This is a genomic window from Parasphingorhabdus sp. DH2-15, assembly GCF_051668705.1.
Taxonomy (GTDB): domain Bacteria; phylum Pseudomonadota; class Alphaproteobacteria; order Sphingomonadales; family Sphingomonadaceae; genus Alterisphingorhabdus.
This window is the reverse complement of the sequence record NZ_CP196351.1, coordinates 1,499,460-1,518,973: the sequence shown is the minus strand read 5'-3', so window position 1 is coordinate 1,518,973 and position 19,514 is coordinate 1,499,460. Positions and strand designations below refer to the sequence as shown.

Sequence of the window (19,514 nt, the reverse complement as noted above, 5' to 3'; positions counted from 1 at the left end):
TAGGCAAAGAGCGGACAAAGGAATGAGGAGATCCGAGCCATGCAGGGGAGAAATATGCATTTTTCTAAATTAACCATAGCAGCGCTGATGTTGGGCACTGTCTCAACCGCCGCCGCCGCGCAATCGGAACGGCAAACATATGACTGCAGCAAGATGAAAGTGGTGAAGCCAAGCAAGATAGGTGCAGGTTTAAATATAGCCGCACGAGCTGCCTGTTCATTTATAAAATGTGATCCAAAAGCGGTTGAAATCGCGCAAACTGTAATAATTGGCGGTGCAGTCATTGATGGCGTGATTACCCGGGCCAACATCGAACAAGCGGCGCGCGATAATCAGGAATGTCTTGCCCGTGCGTCGGAGGAATCCCTAAAGATAGGGGAGCCTTTAACCGTTGTGCTTGAGGGCGGCGTGACCGGGACTGTGGAAGGTTCGGTGGTTGTTGGGCCGCGGGTTGAACTCGATCTGCCATTGGCAAATGCGGCGGTCAATTTTTCTGAAACTGACATGTCCACCATCGCCAAATGGCAGCGGACCCGCGAAAAGCGTGTGCCCATTATGGATGCGCCAATAGGCGGGGCACAGATAGGGACCATTGAGAAGAAAAAGACGAAAGTGTTTGTGATGGGCCATTATGGCACTGGCCGGGCACTGGTTGAATTAAACGGTGAGGTTGCGGGCTATGTCGACCAAAATGCACTTGCCGACTATGCCGCCACCTCACGTCCCGAATTTGTAGAGCGTGACACAAGCAAAGCGGTTTTTGCGAAAATGACCTGTATTCGGTCCGATGGAAATTTTGACGACGTGGAAGACGGCAAAGAGAACCTGCTGACCTATCAGTGTCGCGATCCGCTGGGCAATTATGATGTCTTCCTGGAAAATGAGTTTAATAATGCCTAATCTGCGCCGCTTGCCACTATATGCACTGTCAATGCTGATAACTCTGGGGGCGGGGTCAACAAGCGCAATAGCATTGGCAAAATCGCCGGAGGCGGCCACATCCGCTCAACAGGACATTGCTGTACAACCGCTGCATTTTGTTGAATTTCAATGGGTCAATCACGATACCAGCTCCATTGACGAAGCCCGCAGTTTTATCTCTTGGGCACGCACAGTGGCCGCCCGGCACAATGTCGATCTTCAGGTTAATGTCATGGTTACGGGCATTGCGAAGGGCGGCGCGGGCGCGCAGATACCGGATTTCATTTTCGTTTACACATTCCCCAGCCAGCAGTCGATGACCGCGATGCAGACTGATCCTGAATATCAGGCGCGGCTTCCTGAAAGAAACAGGATTTTCGATTTCAGTCGCAACACTATTTGGCGTGTCGAGCGCATGAAATGACCAGTAATAGGGGGGCTAGTCTGCGCTCTTCTTCGCATTCTTTGACCGCGTCCTGTTCAAGCACCAATCCCGGTGTCCCGGCCCCCGCAGCTGGCCATGACTGGGGCATGTTTGGCCTGAAATTCTTGAAAGCCATGGCGCGCGATCCTGTTTCTGCGCTGCCCGCAGAATGCTTTGAAAGGCATGATGTTATGCGCCGGATTGCGCATCGCCATGTGCTTTTTCCAAGCGCGCCTGATACCGTGCGCGATGTGTTTCGCGCGGATGGTCAGTTGTTGAATATAACCCCGATGCAAGTGCGCCGCTTTCGCCCCGCAATTGGTGACGGGATGATTGCTGCAAGCGGGATCCCGTGGCAGCGTCAACGCGATTGCGGGCAGGCGCTGCTCACCGAGGCAATGAGCAAAATGCAGGAGGCGCAGGAAATAGGAGCCTTTGCCAAAGAGCTTCGCGCGATCCTGTCCCAGCCATCGGACGATGTGTTCGCAACACTGAAAAAAGCATGCCTTACCCGCTTTATCGACCTGTTATTCCAACGCGGTACCAAGGCGATTGATACCCTTCCGGTCGAGGATTTTGTCACTGCCGTAGACGCCTTTATTATGCCGCGGCAAAGCCTGACATTAGCAGATATCGTGCCGCTTCCCGCGCAAGCTGCGCATAGAACGCACGCATTTGATAGCTTGATAGAGATTGAGGGGCGGCGCATTGGGCTGACACAAAGGCTGGAAAAGAAAGGGGTTCCAGTGCGTGATTTCGTGGTGAGTATGCTGATAGGCTTTTACCCAACTGCGCTTGCCTTGGTGTGGCTCGCCATTGTTGCAAGCACGAACGCAGCTCTTCACAATCGTCTGCACACAGAAGCGCAAGCAACCAATGCTGAGGATATCAGGCCGCGATCAATGCCCTTCACCATGGCGTCATTGCGGGAAATCATGCGCCTTTATCCGCCCTTCCCCTTCGCAACGCGCGAGGTTTTGCGAAATGGTGTGTTGGGCGCACATGCCGTAAGACGGGGGACGTTTGTGCTTCTTTCGCCCTATCTGATCCACCGCCACAAACGCCTGTGGCGCAATCCGGAACACTTTGATCCAGCCCGATTTTCCGGTACGCAGCATGACCGAAACCGGTATTTGCCTTTTGGTGGCGGTCAGCGCCATTGCATCGGCTCTGCTCTATCAATGCGGGTGTTGCTAGAGGGCGCGCACGCGCTTTTTGTTGACGGCCTTATACCCACGCCATGTCCCCGGCCGGTACGTGAGCGCGGGATGTTTGTGTTGCTGCCCGATCAGCGCATTGCGTGGCCAGGCTCATGAAACGCGCGCCGATCTTCTCACAGCGGCTGGCCCGCGTCCTGATGCAATGGCGATGGAGTATTTTTGCCGCAGGCGTGGTTTTGGCGCTGATATGTGCTGCTGGCATGACCCATATTCAATCACAAAGTGATTACCGCGCCTTTCTGGGCGAAGACAATGCTGACCTAGCTTTGTCGGACTGGCTGATAGAGCGCCGCTATGGCCAGGGTGAGACACTGGCACTGATTTACAGGCCCGCAGATGGCTCGCTTTTTACACCGGACTCAATGATCCAATTCGGTATAATTGCCGCCGCAGCGCGTGAACTGCCCCATGTCCGTACCGCCAGCACGCTTTTTGACCAGCGCAAGCCAGTGGCTTTGGACGGCCGACATAGCGATCCCTCCGCTTGGCGTGAGGTAACGCTGGCCGGGGGTTTACGGCTCACCGACCAGAATGATCTTGATCGCTTGCGCGGCGAGCTGCTTTCAAGCGAGTTGTTTGCCGGGCGCACGATTGCGCGCGATGGGTCTGGCGCGTTAATCACCTTGGTGGTGGAGCTGTCAGCGGACGAAAAGGCAAGACTGGCGCAGCTGTCGGAAATAGAAACGGGTCTGGTGCAAATCCGTGCCGATCTGGACCGGTTCCGAGCGGATGATACGCTGGAACTTACTGGCCCTGCAATGTTTGCCCGCACATCGCAGGACGTTCTGCGCGATGATGCCCGATGGCTTGCGCCCATCGCTCTGACACTTGTGTCCATCATTACATGGCTGTTACTGCGCAGCATTGCCGCAGTTGGGGCCGTGCTGTTGGTGGTATCGGTAACGCTGGCTGTAACTCTGGGGCTGATCGGCTATCTGGGCATTTCCATCACCATTCTGTCGGCATCGGGGCTCTTGCTGGTGGCCACGCTGGCAGCATTGGACACATTGCACCTCATTGCCACCGGCACATTGAAGCGCCAGAGCGGGCTGGACCGGCAGCAGGCGGCCGTAGAGAGCATCGACCGCAATTTCTGGCCCATATTGGCGACAAGTTTAACAGATGCAGCGGGCTATCTGGCGCTATTGTTCAGCGCTTCTGCGGCGATCCGTGGTCTGGGCATGACGGTCGCCATCGGTGCCATCGCCGCGTTTTTTGTCAGCCTGATGATCCTGCCCGCCTTATTGGCATGGTTGATTCCTTCTCGCCCCGGTTTGGCTGCCCGCTTTGCGCCATTTAGCGAGCGTTTGGGGGCATGGTCGCTACGGCGCGGCAAGGGGGTTGTGCTGGCGACGGTCTTGGCACTGGCCATCGCAATACCGGGACTAGCGCAATTGCAATTGGGCGACCGAATGCAACGCTGGTTTGCACCTGATACGGGCTTTGCGCTTGCCATGACGGCGCTTGAAGATCAGTATTATGGATTGCAGGGCTTTATGTATGCGCAGCGTTTGGAACAGGATGATGCAGAATTGTTCACACCATCGCTGGCCAATGCTGGACAGAGCAAAGAGCAGCAGCCGGGCCATATTCGCCGCAATAAGCATGCTGCATTTGACCGAGAATTACAAACCATTGCTGGCGTAGAACGCTGGCTAACTGCAGGCAGCGTACACAATGCCATGGCGGCTATCCCTGACGGATCACAGCGATTTGCCCTTTCCGCACAAGCAGCCGAGCAATTAGGCGAAGATGTGCGCCCCATCACCAGCTTCGCGCTGGCCCGTCAGGGGCTGATGACGGTGCCCGATAATGGCAGGACTGACTTTTTAATCGGGCAGGCCGATGTTGACAGCGCGGATGACCGTGCTGCGATTAATCTCGCCGAGCGGGCCAATTTTATTGCGCAATCACATTTTCCGCAGAGCGATTTTCGCATTGGCGGGATCGGCCTTGCCTTTGCTAAGCTGTCGGATGCCAATTTCAAAGGGCTAGCGCTGGGTACGGCGATGACACTGGCAATTGTGTTTATTGCTATGGCTTTTGCGACCGGCACATTGCGATCAGGGGCGGTCGCGATGATCCCCAATATACTGCCCATTGTGCTGGCGTTCGGCTGGTGGGGCTGGGCAGTGGGAGAGGCCAATCTGGCACTGGTCGCCGTGGTGGCTGTAACGCTAGGTCTGGTGGTGGATGATACGCTGCATGTCTTTCTGAAATACCGCCGTGAGCGTGCGGAGGGGCGAGATCAGGAACAAGCTATTGCCGGTGTGATGCGGCTAAACGGCCCCGTGCTTATGACCACAACGCTTGTACTGGTCGCGGGCTTTGGCACGCTGGCATTTTCTGACTTCCTGCTCAGTGCACAGAAATCTGCACTGATCGCGATTACCTTGGCCATGGCCTTGCTTTGCGACCTGTTGCTATCGCCATTGCTGCTGCGGACAGCCTATCCGCCGACTTTGACCGTCAAAGACACAGCCTGAAGGCCGCCGGCTGCAGCCACACGCGGCGGTGGGCCGCTGCTCGATCGTAAGGGAGTGATGGTTCGCAATAATCGTCGCTCTGCCATCGGATAGTCGGCATCTATGCTGAGTGCAAAAAACTCCTCTACGCCCAATTCGGTGAGTTGATAGGCAAATTCAACCGCCTCCCCTGGCGCTAGCAAATGGTAATCAGCGCCCGGATCAGGCAATAGCAACACCGTACCGTCAGGCCCGAAAGCAGCGAGCTGAACAAGCCTGTCATCGGCAGAGCGGTTAGTGACGCGCAGCACCAGACCAGAACAATGGGGCGCGGCAAAGCGTGTATTTTCTATCGGGAGAAGCTGGCGGCGCGCGGCATTGATAGCCGCAGTGCCGGGCTGTTGGCATATCGGGCTGCCGGAACGGTGCGTTGCAGTGGTTTTAAGGGGAGGGGCGATGGATGCGCTCTCCAGCAAAAGACCGGCAAGCGACATCTGGCTGGCCCACCGCGCGGCCGCAAGCATTGCATCATGCCGGTCATGGGGGGCAGTGGCAGGTTCTGCTCCGGTCAGCTCAACAAAAAAAATCCCGCCATCCAGCGCCCGGCTGCCATCGGCGCGCCGGACATCGCTCCACCGCGGATCGGCCACGCTGTATGCGGACACAGGCATTTCAGCTATAAAGTGCGCAGAGAGAATGCCCGTCTTAGCGATCCGCCCAGTCAATATTGTATGCGCACCTTGCGGACCAAAATCGATGAGCCGCGCGCGCGCGCCATCAAACAGGCCAGCAAGAGCACCAGCCTGCACCTCAATACTGTCAGGGGATTGCTGCTGCGCGGCTGTTGGCGCAATCTGCGCTAACCAGCGGGCCGGCTGCGGCCCTTCTTCAACCTTGTGCGAAGCCTTGAAAGATGCGGAATCCAAAAAAACAGGCTGCGCGCGATCGCCGATAAAGATCGCGGCTGGGCTGGCCGAATGCTGCGCCATGCGCGCCGCCACCCAATCCGCCACCGCCCCCATTGTAAAGAGGCCCGGCTGCTCTAATGCAAGAGCGGTATAGAGGCTCAACAAACCATAAGCGGACTGTCGTTCAAGTGGCAACCATGGCGGCCCCAAGCCTTGCCGCGCGGCCTGCCCTTGAGGTGACGCGAGCAGCGCGGAAATCCCTGTCTCCCTGCCCGTTGGAGAGGATAAGAGCTTTGCCAAGCGCGGGGACCGCGCGCGCCCTGCTTTATAGGAGCCAGAACGCAGCACGCCGCCGCTTTCACAGAAATCTGCGACCAGAAGAACCTGCGCACCCTTGGCCGCCAGTGCTTTCAGCCACATGCTCAGCATATCATCAGCAATCGCGCCGCGCCATAAGCCGGTATCGCGCTGTTGTCGGGCGTCAGCGGCCAGAAATGCTTCGGTTAGGCCATCATCCTCTGACAAGGCGCCGCGATCACGATAGGCGATGCCGTGGCCTGACAGCACGATAAGCACTTTATCGCCCGCGCTTACCGCAGTGATCAGCTGTTCAAAGGCGTCTTGAATAGCCTGCGCCGTGGGGGTGTTTGTTGCATGTGATAGCACCCGCAGCCGCGCTTCTGCGATACCGCGCTTGCGCGCAAGATCGGCAAATAAGCGCGCATCATTCGCCGCCCCCTCAAGGTCTGGCAAAGATGGTTCCGTATATTGCGATACACCAACAATCAGCGCATGGTCTTCGGCCTGCGCATCATTGCCTGCAATCAGTAACGCTGCTGAAAACAGCAACCAGATTTGCGCAAGCGATCTAATTACTGACAACATAAGCGGTGCCTGAATATCGGCTGATATTGTTCAGTTGGATCACCAGATCCGTATCTTGCGCTACATCCAAAGAGCATAGCAGGTGGAGCGATCCGCTGCGCTTGCACGCGGCGGCGCTCTGTCCGGCTTTGTGAACTGTGAGCTTTATCTCCAATCCGCCGTCGCTGGTTGCGCCCAGAATAGCAGGCGCACCGCCCTCAGCGGTCGCGTTGAGGCGGATTTGCGCGTTTGGCCCCAGATCGAAAATTCGCACCAAAGCGTAAGGCGTAATGCCTTTATCGGCATTGGCCAAAGCGTTTCGGATGCGGCGTTGCAATGCAATATCCGCTTGTTTGCGGGCGATGTCCAACGCGTCCTGCAGCAAGAGGCGCGCAGTCTCCCTCGGCGTGATTGTTAGATTGTCCGCGCCCTGACCCATTGCCAGCGCAACATCGTAACGCTGCGCCAGTCGCGCCGCTTCCAGCAACGCCCCGGCATCATCCTCGGCGCGGCCAAGGCGTATCAGACGGTGGATGGTTACCGCTCTATCCAATGTGCACGCTGTGTCGCCACATGCCGTGTTTTTGCTCTCTACAGGTTGAGCGGCGGTTGCCCAGCCAAGCAGGCCGGCCAATATCAAGACAATGATTTTATGACGCATTGGCTAACTTTGCCGATGCTTTTACAATACCAAGATAGACCTCTCGCTGGCCCTCCCATTCGCGTTCCGACACCACTGTATCAATACGCCGCTCAGCGATCCGCGCCTCAATGCCCTGGGCCGCAAGCTGAAAATACTCAAGCGCCTCCTGCGTGCGTCCCGCATCGAGCGCGCGATTGCCCAGATCAGACTGCCACGCAATTAAGCGCAATTCTGTGGGCGGCACCGTCGCAGCAAATTGGCGATACCGCTCAACCAGCATGGCCTCGCCTTCTTCTACCTTGCCAATAGCAATAAGATTGAGCGCGCGGCGGCGGTCCATAAAAATACGAACGCGATCGTGATCAGGCAGTATGGTGCCAAGAGTATTCGCCATTTTAACCAACTGCTCATGCGCTTCGATATGGCGGCCCAACTGTGAATATGTGTGCGCAAGATTATGGCGTTGAATGGCATTATCGATAATGTCTGAAGCCTCCGGCGTTTTCAGAAGGCTTAGCCATTCGTCAGACATTTGGATGGCCCGCAAACTTGTCGCGAGAGCCTCTTCGTCTTTCCCCAGCTTTGAAAGCGCCGTGGCCTTGCTGGCAAGCAGCGAGATTTCTGCTCGAGGCGTGCGCTCTTTCGATGCGCGCAAACGCATTAAGGTTTCATCAATTAGGGCAATGCTTGTTAGAGAAAGATTAGATTCATGCGTAATCATATCTGCTATGCTGGACACATGTTTTGCAGCAAATACCGGGCTAACCTGATCAGAAAGCAGTGCGCAGGATAATGCTTTGCGATAATGCACTATCGCTTCTGTCTTGCGGTGCATCGCCTGATAAACCGCAGCAAGATATCCATGCGCATTGATAACGGCGCGATCGACATGCACGGGATATCGCTGCACAATATCAACACCGGCCAGCGCATCCTTTTCAGCTGATGCAAGCTGATAAAGCCCGTGATAAGAACTTGAGCGGTCACCATAAGCCAACGCGATTAACCACGCTGGCGTATCCGGATTGGCCTTATAAATCGCCAGTGCGTCAGAGAAATGGGCAATGGCTTCCTTGTCGCGATCATGCAGCAGGTCCACTCGGCCCATTTCATATAAAGTGCGCCCATATTCTACCGACTGCGCTCCCTTTAATTCTGCCCATTGCGCAAGCTGTTTGGTTAGCATGGCGTCCGCAACCGCTTCACCTTGCGCTGCATAGGCGGTGAATATGGGTTTCATCACTTTTTCATAGTCTTGATTATCGTAACCTGTTGGCGCAGGATTTTCTGATGAAAGCGGCGCGCGATCACAGACCAAGTTCCCAGGGTGTGCTGCGTCTGCTGTTCCAACGTCCGCAATTGCCGGCGCCATTACGGCCAGATCAGTAGCAAGCGCGATCATGAGCAACAGGCTTGCCTTTGTCGATAATTGCTTCATTCCTCATCTCCATCAATGTGCGGAAGGCGTATCTCTACAGCAAAGCCATCTTGCGTGTTACGCCCACGCACTGTTCCCTCGCAAGACTGTGCGACAGCCCGCGTAATTGCAAGTCCGATACCATGGCCTATTTCGGGCCGGGCATCACGAACACCCTCATCAAAGATCCGTTCCAGCATCGCAACCGAAACGCCTTTGCCTGCATTGCGGATCTCGATCAGCGCCTCTGAACCTTCAGGAACAAGCGCAATCACAATCATACTGCCCTCATCAGCATGTTGCACTGCGTTCAGAAGAACATTTTCAATCATCCGATCAAACTGTTCAGGCACGGCAGCAACCGCGCCAACATCGCCCTCTAAATGCAAACTGAGATTGCGATCCTCGGCAAGGTAAGTGAACATCGTATCGATAAGACTTTTGATGCGCTGACGGGGGCGCACAATGGCGCGTTCAGAAGGATCGGACTGTGTGCTGGCAGTGATGAGTTCTAGCGCATCACGCCGCCTTTTGTCGGCCAGCCTTAGCTGCTCCAGCGCGCCTTTGCCTCCATCACCCAAAGCGTGCTTATCGCGCTCTAACAAGCGTTCTGCGACCAGCAGCGGATTGCCTATGTCATGGGTCACAAAACCCTGAAGTCGGCGCATATTCTCATGCACCACGGCTATGCGCGCGGCAAAGCGATTAACCAGATCGACAACGCTTTGGACTTCGGGGTTGGCGCTGGTGGCACTGAGCCGTGAAAGACTGCCTTTGCCCATCTTATCAATCTGCGCGGCGAGCATTTGAAATTCATATTGCTGCCGACGCTGCATATACAGGGCCAGCAAGGCCATTGCGAATAACACCGCAACCGACACAGCGGCTACAGAAAGCCAAAAGGTTACGCCACCCAATACCGGACGGTAAGTGCGCCCGGCAACAATTGTAACCTGATCGATCTGCTGAACCACGCCAATATAATGGGTGCCAGTGCCAGTGCATGCGCTTGCAGGTACAATACCTTCCAGAAACGCATCAGGGTTTGAGAGATCGGGTGACCAGCCCGGCGTGCCTACGGTACGGTTATCCAAAGTGCTGATGCGAATAAGCATCTGTCCGTCGGGAAGCATCGGGCAGTCTTCCTTTCCTGCATTGCGCAGCGCAATCAAACCGCCCAGCACTAGGCTTTCATCTGTTCGCAGTCTCGGTTCCACCTCCCCAATCCATCCCACCATTTGCAAAGCGTCGCGCTGAGCCTGTGCAAGGGCAACCGATTTGGCATTCTCCACTGCAGACCATGTGGCAATAGCGCCAATAATCACAATCGCTAGGCAGGCAATAAGCACAAAAGGCCAGAACCGCCGAAAAGACTGAGCGCGGCGCGCCGGGGTTGCGCGCTCAGCCTGTGGCACTGATGTTCGCATCGGCCAGTCCGGCAAGATTGCGCATCGCAAAACCGGTGGCCCGCCATGTCACAATCAGTGGCAAATGACTTGCCGGCAGAAAAGTACAATGTGTGCGGATTTTGAGCCGCAGCCGCGAAATCGCTTTTTCCATGCAATTTTCCCAGCGGGGAGAAAAATGGGTCCATCCAGCATGATCCATCCAGCAGCGTTCCCATAATGCGGTTTTCGATACTGGCTGCCCGGCGGCACGCCAAATTTCCACGAAGACGGCCGCCTCCAGGGTTGTCAATGGCAATAGGTCACCATTAAGTGAGACCACCATTGCCGCTTCATCAACCTCTATAGGAAAGATGGAGAAGACATCCGTTTCCATCTCGCTGGCGCCGCTATGGGCATCATTCCGGGGCAAGCACGCAGCAAGCCGGGCAAGCAGCTCTGCTTCCCCTCCGCTCTTGGCCAAATAGTCGCTCGCACCGTCAAGCAAACCCGTCACCTTGTCGTGCGTGCGATCAAGCATGGAATAGACAAGACAGGGCGTATTGGCAGCACTGCGTACTCGAGCCCCGCCGCTGCGCAGCACTTTGACTATGGCAATGCCGTCGCCATCAGGAAGGCCGCGATCCAGCACGATAACATCAAAGGGTTCGCGGACAAGCAGGTCCATGGCGCCAGCGATCGTGCGAACATGCTGGACATTCGCAAAGCCCGATTCGCTCATTGCATTTTGTATGTCCTCGCCGATTTCATCTTCGACGATAAGGGCGGACCGGCCTTCGAACCGTTTGCGCAGGCGCTCGGCAATCTGGTTCAGCAGATCGGTTTCGCCGTCATCATGCCTATCTGCTGCATTTTGCAGCGCCATGTCTTGCACCTTTTCCATCGCTAAAGTCTATCGCATAACATCGTGAACACAAAAGCTCTGTACCTGACCGTTACTGACAGTCACTGACCGGCTTCTCCTGCTATCCGGGCAGTTCTGACCTAATTTGCCGTGCTGATGACAGGAATATATGCGGCCCAATGGCGCGGATCATCATATCGTCCACCAGCATATTTACGCAGCGCCAGCTGACCTGCACGCACAGCCGCCGCCACTTTATCCGGGCGTTTTACAAGCTCAGCCAGCATCGCTTGCGACCATCGCGCTGCCGAACCATCCGCTATCCGCCAGTGGGTAACCACCAAGTCTCGCGCCCCGGCTTGGAAAAAGGCCAGTGACAATGCCGTTAGCGCTTCTCCTGACCCACCGCCTTCGCTTGCCCAAGTCTCGCAGCCAGCCAAAATCGCCAACATGCCCTCAAGTGGTAAGCCAGCAATTTCAGTCGGCGTTAACAACCCATCCCGCTCGCTTGGCGTGCCCATGCTGCTTTGGGTTGGCGCCAATGCAAGCCCGGTTCGTTCTCCATGTTCGCGCCGGCCTACCAGCGCGTGCGTTGCAAACAACAGGACGGACGGCTGTACCGCTGACAAAGTCTCGCGGAAAAGCCCCTCATTGGCCTGCCCGCCACTCAGGATAACCGCCCGATCACCCAGCTGGCTGCTTAATGCGCGCAGTTCTTCTTTCGCTCCGGGTAAAGGCAATAACGCCTCGGCTTCGGTCTCTGGAAAGGCCGAAGGCGCGCCAACTGCAAGAATTTTTGCTGTCTGGCTCTCAACCGGAATTGGCTTGCTACCACTTATGGACAGCGTCTTTAATGACGGCAGCCAAGCAAAACTATAGTCATCAATAAGATATCCGGCTACTCCCTCTCGCCGCAAGGCTGCAAAGGGCACAGCAAGGAAATTTCCCTCGCCATGGACCAATATCTCGCTTTTGCCTTTCATAACATGTTCAAAGGGGGCCATGATATGGGTGTACGTCCATTCCAGCGCTGCGTTGAGATTGACCGTAGGCTGATCCCCGATTGGGATGGACCGTCCTCTGGCTTGGGCCGCGCCGGGGTCCAGCGCTTGGCGCAATTGCGTTACCAACGGGCCAGATTGCGCCCGGCCAAATGCTTCGAGAACCTGCCATGAAACGCAATCGCGTGTGATGGCCCAACCAAAGCTACGCTGGTCCGCCTCAAGAAAAACCAATAATAGCTGCGCAGATGTGAGCTGTGACTGGATTTCTCTAATGCTCAATGTTCGCGGGGATAATGCCTCCAGAAGGTCCGGCACGATCTGATTGATCTGGCGTTCCAACGCGATAACCCGTTCATCATTATCAAAAAGTGCTTGGCTGGCCTCGCCGGCATTCTCAAAACTTCGGTCAGAGCGCAAGGCGTCACGTTCTGCCAGAAGGGCGCGCAATTTCTCGCGTTCAGCGTCAGGCATAATCAACGTCCTGTCCAACGCAACAGACGACCGGGACGCCAATACCATTTGCGCTGCGTGAAAAGCAGGATCAAGAGCCGCAACATCGCGCACGCAAGACGATGTTGGGGTTGGTTCTGCCAGAACAGAGGAGATACTGATTGCGCCCGATATAAAGCTTAACAGCGCGTAGATTGCTAGGCGCACAAAGCCAATATGGTGAAATGCATTCCTATGCCGCAATGGTGCCTCCAATACTGTTCTGATATTCTAAAATATCATTTGTCTTTGCCGCTTTCTTGATATGCGCGATGCTTAAAATTTTAAGAGTAACAAATCGCTCCTGCGCAGAATTTGTAACTTAGAGTATTGCACAGCAAACTTTTTTCCGCAATAGAGTTATTAAACAGTGGAGAGCCTGTACAAGCCTATGCGGTGCTGTCAGACTAACGAGGCATTTCTAATCTGGCATGCTATCAGCAGGCTATGAACCGTAAGTCGAGAGCCAAACCGCCCAGCCCTTTCAAACGCTTCAACTCATCGCCTGAGATTATCCGCTTGATGCGATTCCCCAGATTACGCGTCCATGCTCGCGGTATGAGGGCGCAGAGGTCAATGACGCGACCCGCCTACAACTATTCGGAACTGGCAAAGCCCAGCCCCGGGCTTGCCCGGCGGCGTCTGATGAAAAGCATCACTACGATTATGAAGGGTGATGAAAGCGGTGAGCTGGTCAATATCAACGCCGCCGCTGAAACCAATATCGGCAGGTGGCTAGGCTTAGGATAGACGCCCCGCGTCTATCGCCGCCTGCGCTATACAGGCCAAATCGCCATCCCAGAGCTTGGCCTCTATCATTACAAGGCCAGAGTATACTCACCAACCCTAGGCCGGTTCCTGCAAACCGACCCCATTGGCTATGAAGATCAGGTCAACCTCTATGCCTATGTAGGCAACGATCCGGTTAATCTGGTGGATCCGAGTGGGTTATATGAGTGCGATGCTGGTACTACGAATTGCAATCGGGTTGCGGAGGGCATTCAGGCTATTAAACGATTTTCTAGAGGAACGAGGGCGGGTAGTCGTATAAAGACTAGCGCGCAAAGGAGGGCTGGACAGATTGCGAAGGTACTCGGTGGTAATGATGTTAGAATAACGAACAGTAGTTTAGAAGGGGATACGCTCGGATTAGCCGGATCTGATTCACAAAATTCAGGTGGGCACTTAATCCAAATTGATTTCTCTAAAGCGTTAGAACGCAATCATTCGATAGCAGGCATTTTAATACATGAAGGTCAGCATGTTTCTGATAATAAGCAATTTGGTTTCGCCCGCGACCTAAATGAGATATATCGCCGTGAGGTTAGAGCGTATCATACTCAGTCTGGTTTTGCTGAAAGCGTGAATAATGTGAGTTCAAGCGTCTGGGATCCAAGAGCTTCAAGAGAAGAGAGAATTAAGAATATAAGAGAAAATGCGAGGGGAAGTTGCTTAAGCGTACAATTTAGAAGCGCGAATCCTAATTATTTTGTATCAAAATTTCCAGGGCAGAGATGTCCTACTGCATAGAGGTCAATATGTGGTATCGATCATATATAATAGTCTTTATATTATTATCTTCTTGTTCTGTAGGCAGCGACGATTGCATAGCTTCTATAGAGAGAGAAGTTACAGAACGCTTAAGAAATTGCTGGGATACACAGATCAAAGACGGGGAATACTATATAGAAGCACAGGTTATGTCTTTGGCAAATTATCGGGTCATGTCTGCATCATTGCCTTGCCCAGGGCAACAGATGCAGATTGCTATCGAGGACGAGTTGTTAGCAGAATTTGGTTTTCACTATGGATTTGGTGACAATGGTCTTTGGGAAGGCGAAGTATATGACATAAAAATGCATGGGACACCGATTTTCGAGGAAAGCCAGCCGGTTAACATTAGCTTCAAGGTTGAAAGAATTAAATCTATAAAAGAAAACAAAGATTTAACTATAGACGATATGACCGCAAGAATAGTAAACTTAAAGTAAATTGTATTGTTATTAAGATTTTATATACGTAATTGTTTTCACGGTGCTGTCAGACTAACGAGGCATTTCTGGTCTGGCGTGCTACCAGCAGGCTATGAACCGTAAGTCGAGAGCGAAACCGCCCAGCTCTTTCAAACGCTTCAACTCATCGCCTGAGATTATCCGTCTGGTCGTGATGATGTATGTCCGTTTCCCCCTGAGTTTGCGAAATGTCGAGGATCTGCTGTTCGAGCGCGGGATTGACCTATAAACCCAGTAGCAGATCGTTTCGTAGTCCACATGTATTCCTTATTCGGACATCAAGTCCTCAATGTCGCGCAGGGCTCAGTGTAAATCTGGAATACAACTACACCGCTTGCCGGATAACGTCAGGGTGAAAGCGGCGGTGCTTGAATGAAAGTGATTTCATATCCAAAAACACAGCACCAAATCTCAAATTTGGAGACGAGTTCTCATTAGACTGACGGCCCTAACGGGCTTATATATGCCAAGCTCCAAAACACCCCTACCCGATCATCGGATAGGGGCGCTTAGCGAAGTTACTTGCCCTCTGCCACAACACGCAGTTGGAGGGAGGTGTCATTTTTGAGGTATTTTTCAGCGGCTGCTTTAAGGTCTGATATTGTCACGGCTTCATAGGCAGCCTTTAGACCACGCGTTTTGGTCAAACGTTCAGGATTTCCTTGTGCGGCTGCTAGCTCTGATACCCAGTAGGCATTCGTCGATTGTTGCGTTTCAAGAAGTTCAAGCTCAGGCTTGCGCGCTCTTAAAAGTTCATCTTCTGTAATAGCGCCATCTGTCGACAATGAGTTTCCAAGTTCTTCTATAATAGTGATAATCTGATCAACATTATCTGCTTCCACTTCAGCAAATGCCAGTATGTTTCCAAAACCTTTAAAAACAGGTGACATTTCTGAGGTCGCGCTCGAAGTATAAGCAGCTCCTAATTCTTCGCGGACACGTTCTGTAATTTTCAAACGCAAGATATTGGCGAGCAAGGTCATGGTTGCTTCAGTTTTGACATTCTGAGCATCGGTTGTTTTCCAATATACTGCACTGACTGCGCGTTCAGCAGCGCCCTTATGACGCAAAGTCACGGGCGTGCGGTCTTCAGGAAATGAAACCTTCAAGGCATCCGGGGTTTTCAACTGATCGATTCGTCGCTGCGGTAATGCACCAAATGTATTGGCTACGGCAGCAATCGCCGCTTCGTCCTCAATATCGCCAACGATTGTAATCTCAATAGCCCCTTCCCTTAAGCTGCGGTCAAGCACGGTGGATAGTTCTGCAAAGTTGCGCAGAAGCAATTCTTTGGTCTCACCAATGCCAAACCGGACATCTCCGTTCCGAATGAGACGCGCCCCCTTCGTTCGCAGTACGCCAACTGGTTCGGTTGTAAAAAGTTGATCAAAAAGAGGTGCTTGTTGCGCCCAAAGTGCCTCCCCTTCCGGTCGATAACCAGGTGCTGTGATATAGGCTGCCCATAATTGCAACTGAAATAAAAGGTCATCCGGCGTGGTGCGAGAAATACCACCAAATGCTGTCTCTCCGACAGATAAAGCAGGTTGAACAGTTCGTCCTGCGAGAAGCGATTGCAGCTCGTTAAAGCTATGTGCTTGGAGTCCACCTGTGGCAAACACACCAGCGATCATTGATAGCCCGTCAATATCACGAGGAAAATCGAGTAGGCCGTTGCCCACGCGCAAGGAGACATGAACTGCACCGTCTTCAAAGTCTGTTTTTTTAATATTCAACCGCACGTTATTCGCAAAACGGAGGCTTCTTGTTTCCAAATCCGCAATTCTGCTATCTTCAACAATCCTCTTAGCAGAACCAAAATCGGTATAGGCAAACTCAAGTTTTTCTCCATCCGTAGGCGGCGCAACAGCAACTTGCTGGCTTTTTGCATAGACTTGTAGAATGACATCCTCGGCATCATTAAGTGCCCGATTATTGGCAACTTGAATGATCGGTGCAGATTGTCCCCATAAGGTTCGGAAAACCTGCAAAAGCTGGTCAGCTGTAATAGTTGGCTGTAATTCTTCAAACAAGGTCAGATCATATGCTGGCGATGTAATAACCCGGCCAGAATTTATCTCTAGTGCAATGTTCGTTGCCAATTGAGGGTTCGATCGCGACGCGGCTTGCTCCGCAGAATTTTTCAAGAGTGTTTTAAGAGTCGCGACCTGCTCGTTGATTTCAGACCGTGTGAAGCCATGCAAGAAAGCCTTCCGCAGCTCCTGCTCTCCTAATTGCAAAGCAGATTTCCAGTTTTCAGGATCAGAGACCAAGGACAAGGAATTAAGCTGAGCAATTCCAAAGAGTTTTTGGCTCGCTGCACCCCCTTGTGAGATGACGGCGTTTTCTTCCAGTATTCGCGCAGCGATCCGTCTATTTATGATGCCATTCACGATAAGTTGTAAAAATTCATTTTTGCGTACCTCCGGCGTCTCCGGCTCAGACGCAGCCGGATACTTTGAAGAAATCCTTATAATAGTTGGGATATCAGGATCAGAAAAATACCATGAACGGATTGATCTGTCCGGAGAGACGTCCCCATATTTCGGTTCATTCATCGCAATGGGCTTTGCTTCCCAATCAGAGAAAATTTTCTTAATCTTGTCTGTTACCACGGCTATATCAATGTCTCCGACCACGACCAAAACGGCATTTTCAGGCCGATAATAGCGGTCGTAGAAATTGACAAATCTTTCGCGCGGAGCATTTGCCAGAACATTATCACTGCCAATAATCGGGCGCTCTTTGACGATTGTGTTGTTTAAAATATGTGCCAGTGAATCGGTTCTATTCTTATTCAGTGCCGTTGCACTACGCCGCTTTTCCGCCTGCACGACACCACGCTCTCGTTCGATAGCTTCTGGCGAAAATGTAAGATTCCCCGCTGTTTCACGCATCAGGAAGAGACCTGTATCAATCACCTCTTCAGATACACTCGGAAGGTCGAGCTGATATAATGTATAGTCATAACTTGTCGCCGCATTCGTATCTGCTCCAAATGCTAAACCCTGGCGCTCAAGCAATTTAAGCATCTCGCCTTCAGGAACATTTTTAGAGCCATTAAAAGCCATATGCTCGACAAAGTGCGCCAAACCGCTTTGATCGGCATCTTCTTCCAAAGAGCCTGCATTAATATACAAGCGCATTGCGGCAGTTTGTTTTGGCGTTTCGTTCTTCAAAAGCACATAGCGAAGGCCGTTACTGAGGACTCCTGTATGTAATGCAGGGTCCGTCTGGTAGTGTACTATCTGGAAATAGAACAGAACTTACCACAGCTGGTTGAGGATTCGGGATTGTCTGGGCCGCTGCACAGGATAATCCAGATGCACTGGCGAAGACGGCGGACAGTAAAAAGGCACGAAAAGACATGCGTAAGGCTCCATTGGTCATGGTTAAAATTAATCGGTATAAGTGTTGTATTTGCTTAGGTGTTCAGCAGCGCGGTTTTAGTCTGGCCGAAGTTTAGAGGTTGGCAGTAATTGGAAAGGATAACGCGAAAATATGCCATCGAGTCCCACGCCCAGCACTTCAGACAAACGTAGGCAGACGTCTATTGTTGGATTAAACTGCCTACGCTCAATAAACCCTACTGTTTGCGGATGAATTTGAACCATCTCTGCCAATTCCTTGCGAGACAGACCACGCTCTACACGCAACATCTGAACTCGGTTATGAAAAGGTACCGCTTTCTTTTCAGGCATAATTAATCTCCAAAACATCTTCATTTTCATCGTAGCTGCCGTCGCCATCTGGCAGCCTCCAAGCCATAATCATGTATGGTGTTAGCCATGCGAGAGAAAATGCCCCAAGCGAAACAGCAGCAATAATTTCAACGGGTGTTTTCAAGAACGCCAAGACGGTCATGATCGCCAACATGGCCAATGAAACACCGCGACCATCAGCATGCCCAAACCGGATCATTTGAATTTGCCGCTCATCAATAGGCTCATGGTCCAAAGCCATAAGCAGGCGCAGACTCATTTGAAAGGCAATCAAAATGAAGGTTGGAATAAACACAACGATTTTCACGACTTGCCACGCCCATTCCCCGAATAAGATTGTAAAATTCTCGCTCAACAAGGCTCCTTGAGGCAGACCGTCAAAGGTAAGAATAGAACTGGAAAGTTTAATTAAAACGAGAAGAACCATAAATAAAATTGAGATAAATATCGAAATAGCTAGGCAACGCCGCGTGAACTGTCCTTGCATCCTATCTGCCAAACGCGAGCTGACAAGCCAACGATTGAAAGCATTGGGTTGCAACATATAGTCAGCATAGGCTGCTTGCGCGTTTGGGTCTTGGTCTCTTGCCAAACGGCGCATCGCTTGATTACGATTCATGACTATCGAAATGAAGAAGAACCCCCCATCAAGAAAGAAAAAAAACAGTGCCCAGGTGTTTTGCTCAATATACTGCAAACACTCTGAAGACTGGTCAGATGTATAAATCCACACACCAATAGCGATTTTTGCTAGCGCCAATGCGATAATAACCTTTCCCCAAAACCGACTGGTAAAACCAAAATAAACCGGAGGAGAAAACGCAATCCCAAGGTAAAAACCTGCCCAAAACCCAGTGATTTCCCCATAAGGGCTAGAGTCTTCGAACACGCCCGCAACATTGAGTATCAACATATAAACCCATACTAACAAAATGCCCGAAAACAGACCGATAACACCTTGCAGTTTATGTTTTGAGTTCATGACATAATCAAACAAACTATATCGTTTTCTATTTTCCATTTTAAACTCCATATAAGGGCTTATTTGTTATATATATACAATATTAAGATATGTGTAAACATCTTTTTGGAATTTAAATGCGCAAGTCTAGTGTCACTGCCATCGCTTGGGATGAAAGTTTGAAGTCATTGAAGCCCAAAAAGTGAAAGGCTTGAAG

General features: G+C 52.3%; 16 protein-coding genes and 1 pseudogene. 8 read left to right on the top strand and 9 right to left on the bottom strand.

Annotation, left to right across the window (positions count from 1 at the left end):
* Nucleotides 1-54 precede the first annotated feature (54 nt).
* Genes ACR9YC_RS07065 through ACR9YC_RS07050 form a run of 4 tightly spaced genes read left to right on the top strand, consistent with a single transcriptional unit; the run spans nucleotide 55 to nucleotide 5,051 of the window.
* Nucleotides 55-900, top strand: coding sequence for a hypothetical protein (locus tag ACR9YC_RS07065; protein ID WP_438725733.1), 846 nt, complete (start codon nucleotides 55-57; stop codon nucleotides 898-900).
* The gene (locus tag ACR9YC_RS07060; RefSeq protein WP_438725731.1) at nucleotides 881-1,345 is read left to right on the top strand and encodes a hypothetical protein; all 465 of its coding nucleotides are present in this window, start codon (nucleotides 881-883) and stop codon (nucleotides 1,343-1,345) included. The genes ACR9YC_RS07065 and ACR9YC_RS07060 overlap by 20 nt, the downstream gene beginning before the upstream one ends.
* The gene (locus ACR9YC_RS07055) at nucleotides 1,342-2,661 is read left to right on the top strand and encodes a cytochrome P450 (RefSeq protein WP_438725729.1); all 1,320 of its coding nucleotides are present in this window, start codon (nucleotides 1,342-1,344) and stop codon (nucleotides 2,659-2,661) included. Before ACR9YC_RS07060 ends, ACR9YC_RS07055 begins: the two co-directional genes overlap by 4 nt.
* Nucleotides 2,658-5,051 carry an efflux RND transporter permease subunit gene (locus tag ACR9YC_RS07050; protein WP_438725727.1) on the top strand — a complete coding sequence of 798 codons (2,394 nt, stop codon included), beginning with the start codon at nucleotides 2,658-2,660 and terminating at the stop codon, nucleotides 5,049-5,051. The genes ACR9YC_RS07055 and ACR9YC_RS07050 overlap by 4 nt, the downstream gene beginning before the upstream one ends.
* On the opposite strand, the gene ACR9YC_RS07045 is transcribed toward ACR9YC_RS07050, so the two are convergent.
* The 6 genes from ACR9YC_RS07045 to ACR9YC_RS07020 form a co-directional block, all read right to left on the bottom strand.
* Nucleotides 5,015-6,823 (bottom strand): caspase family protein, encoded by a 1,809-nt coding sequence (locus ACR9YC_RS07045; protein ID WP_438725725.1) that lies wholly within the window; start codon nucleotides 6,821-6,823, stop codon nucleotides 5,015-5,017. The genes ACR9YC_RS07050 and ACR9YC_RS07045 overlap by 37 nt on opposite strands.
* Nucleotides 6,807-7,463 (bottom strand): hypothetical protein, encoded by a 657-nt coding sequence (locus ACR9YC_RS07040; RefSeq protein ID WP_438725723.1) that lies wholly within the window; start codon nucleotides 7,461-7,463, stop codon nucleotides 6,807-6,809. Before ACR9YC_RS07040 ends, ACR9YC_RS07045 begins: the two co-directional genes overlap by 17 nt.
* Complete coding sequence (locus tag ACR9YC_RS07035) at nucleotides 7,453-8,883, bottom strand: hypothetical protein (RefSeq protein ID WP_438725721.1); 1,431 nt, start codon at nucleotides 8,881-8,883, stop codon at nucleotides 7,453-7,455. The genes ACR9YC_RS07040 and ACR9YC_RS07035 overlap by 11 nt, the downstream gene beginning before the upstream one ends.
* Complete coding sequence (locus tag ACR9YC_RS07030; protein ID WP_438725719.1) at nucleotides 8,880-10,289, bottom strand: sensor histidine kinase; 1,410 nt, start codon at nucleotides 10,287-10,289, stop codon at nucleotides 8,880-8,882. Before ACR9YC_RS07030 ends, ACR9YC_RS07035 begins: the two co-directional genes overlap by 4 nt.
* Nucleotides 10,264-11,133: a response regulator transcription factor gene (locus ACR9YC_RS07025; protein WP_438725717.1), complete on the bottom strand. Its 870-nt coding sequence runs from the start codon at nucleotides 11,131-11,133 to the stop codon at nucleotides 10,264-10,266. The genes ACR9YC_RS07030 and ACR9YC_RS07025 overlap by 26 nt, the downstream gene beginning before the upstream one ends.
* Before the next feature lie 119 nt (nucleotides 11,134-11,252).
* Entirely contained in the window at nucleotides 11,253-12,809 is a 1,557-nt protein-coding gene (locus ACR9YC_RS07020) for a CHAT domain-containing protein (protein ID WP_438725715.1), read from the bottom strand.
* Nucleotides 12,810-13,181: 372 nt separating this feature from the next.
* On the opposite strand from ACR9YC_RS07020, the gene ACR9YC_RS07015 reads away from it, so the two are divergent.
* The 4 genes and pseudogenes from ACR9YC_RS07015 to ACR9YC_RS07000 all read left to right on the top strand — a co-directional run.
* Nucleotides 13,182-13,355 (top strand): hypothetical protein, encoded by a 174-nt coding sequence (locus ACR9YC_RS07015; protein WP_438725713.1) that lies wholly within the window; start codon nucleotides 13,182-13,184, stop codon nucleotides 13,353-13,355.
* 21 nt (nucleotides 13,356-13,376) lie between these two features.
* Complete coding sequence (locus ACR9YC_RS07010) at nucleotides 13,377-14,135, top strand: RHS repeat-associated core domain-containing protein (protein ID WP_438731680.1); 759 nt, start codon at nucleotides 13,377-13,379, stop codon at nucleotides 14,133-14,135.
* 8 nt (nucleotides 14,136-14,143) lie between these two features.
* Nucleotides 14,144-14,596, top strand: a complete 453-nt coding sequence (locus tag ACR9YC_RS07005; RefSeq protein WP_438725711.1) for a hypothetical protein — start codon at nucleotides 14,144-14,146, stop codon at nucleotides 14,594-14,596.
* A gap of 94 nt (nucleotides 14,597-14,690) precedes the next feature.
* A pseudogene (locus ACR9YC_RS07000) lies at nucleotides 14,691-14,843 on the top strand (IS6 family transposase); the annotation flags it as partial.
* Nucleotides 14,844-15,135: 292 nt separating this feature from the next.
* Here ACR9YC_RS07000 and ACR9YC_RS06995 read toward each other — a convergent pair.
* From ACR9YC_RS06995 to ACR9YC_RS06985, 3 genes are all read right to left on the bottom strand, one after another.
* Nucleotides 15,136-17,793 (bottom strand): M16 family metallopeptidase, encoded by a 2,658-nt coding sequence (locus tag ACR9YC_RS06995; protein WP_438725709.1) that lies wholly within the window; start codon nucleotides 17,791-17,793, stop codon nucleotides 15,136-15,138.
* 267 nt (nucleotides 17,794-18,060) lie between these two features.
* On the bottom strand, nucleotides 18,061-18,315 hold the full coding sequence (locus ACR9YC_RS06990; protein ID WP_438725707.1) for a helix-turn-helix transcriptional regulator: 255 nt from the start codon (nucleotides 18,313-18,315) through the stop codon (nucleotides 18,061-18,063).
* Nucleotides 18,308-19,357, bottom strand: coding sequence for a hypothetical protein (locus ACR9YC_RS06985; RefSeq protein WP_438725705.1), 1,050 nt, complete (start codon nucleotides 19,355-19,357; stop codon nucleotides 18,308-18,310). The genes ACR9YC_RS06990 and ACR9YC_RS06985 overlap by 8 nt, the downstream gene beginning before the upstream one ends.
* Nucleotides 19,358-19,514 lie beyond the last annotated feature (157 nt).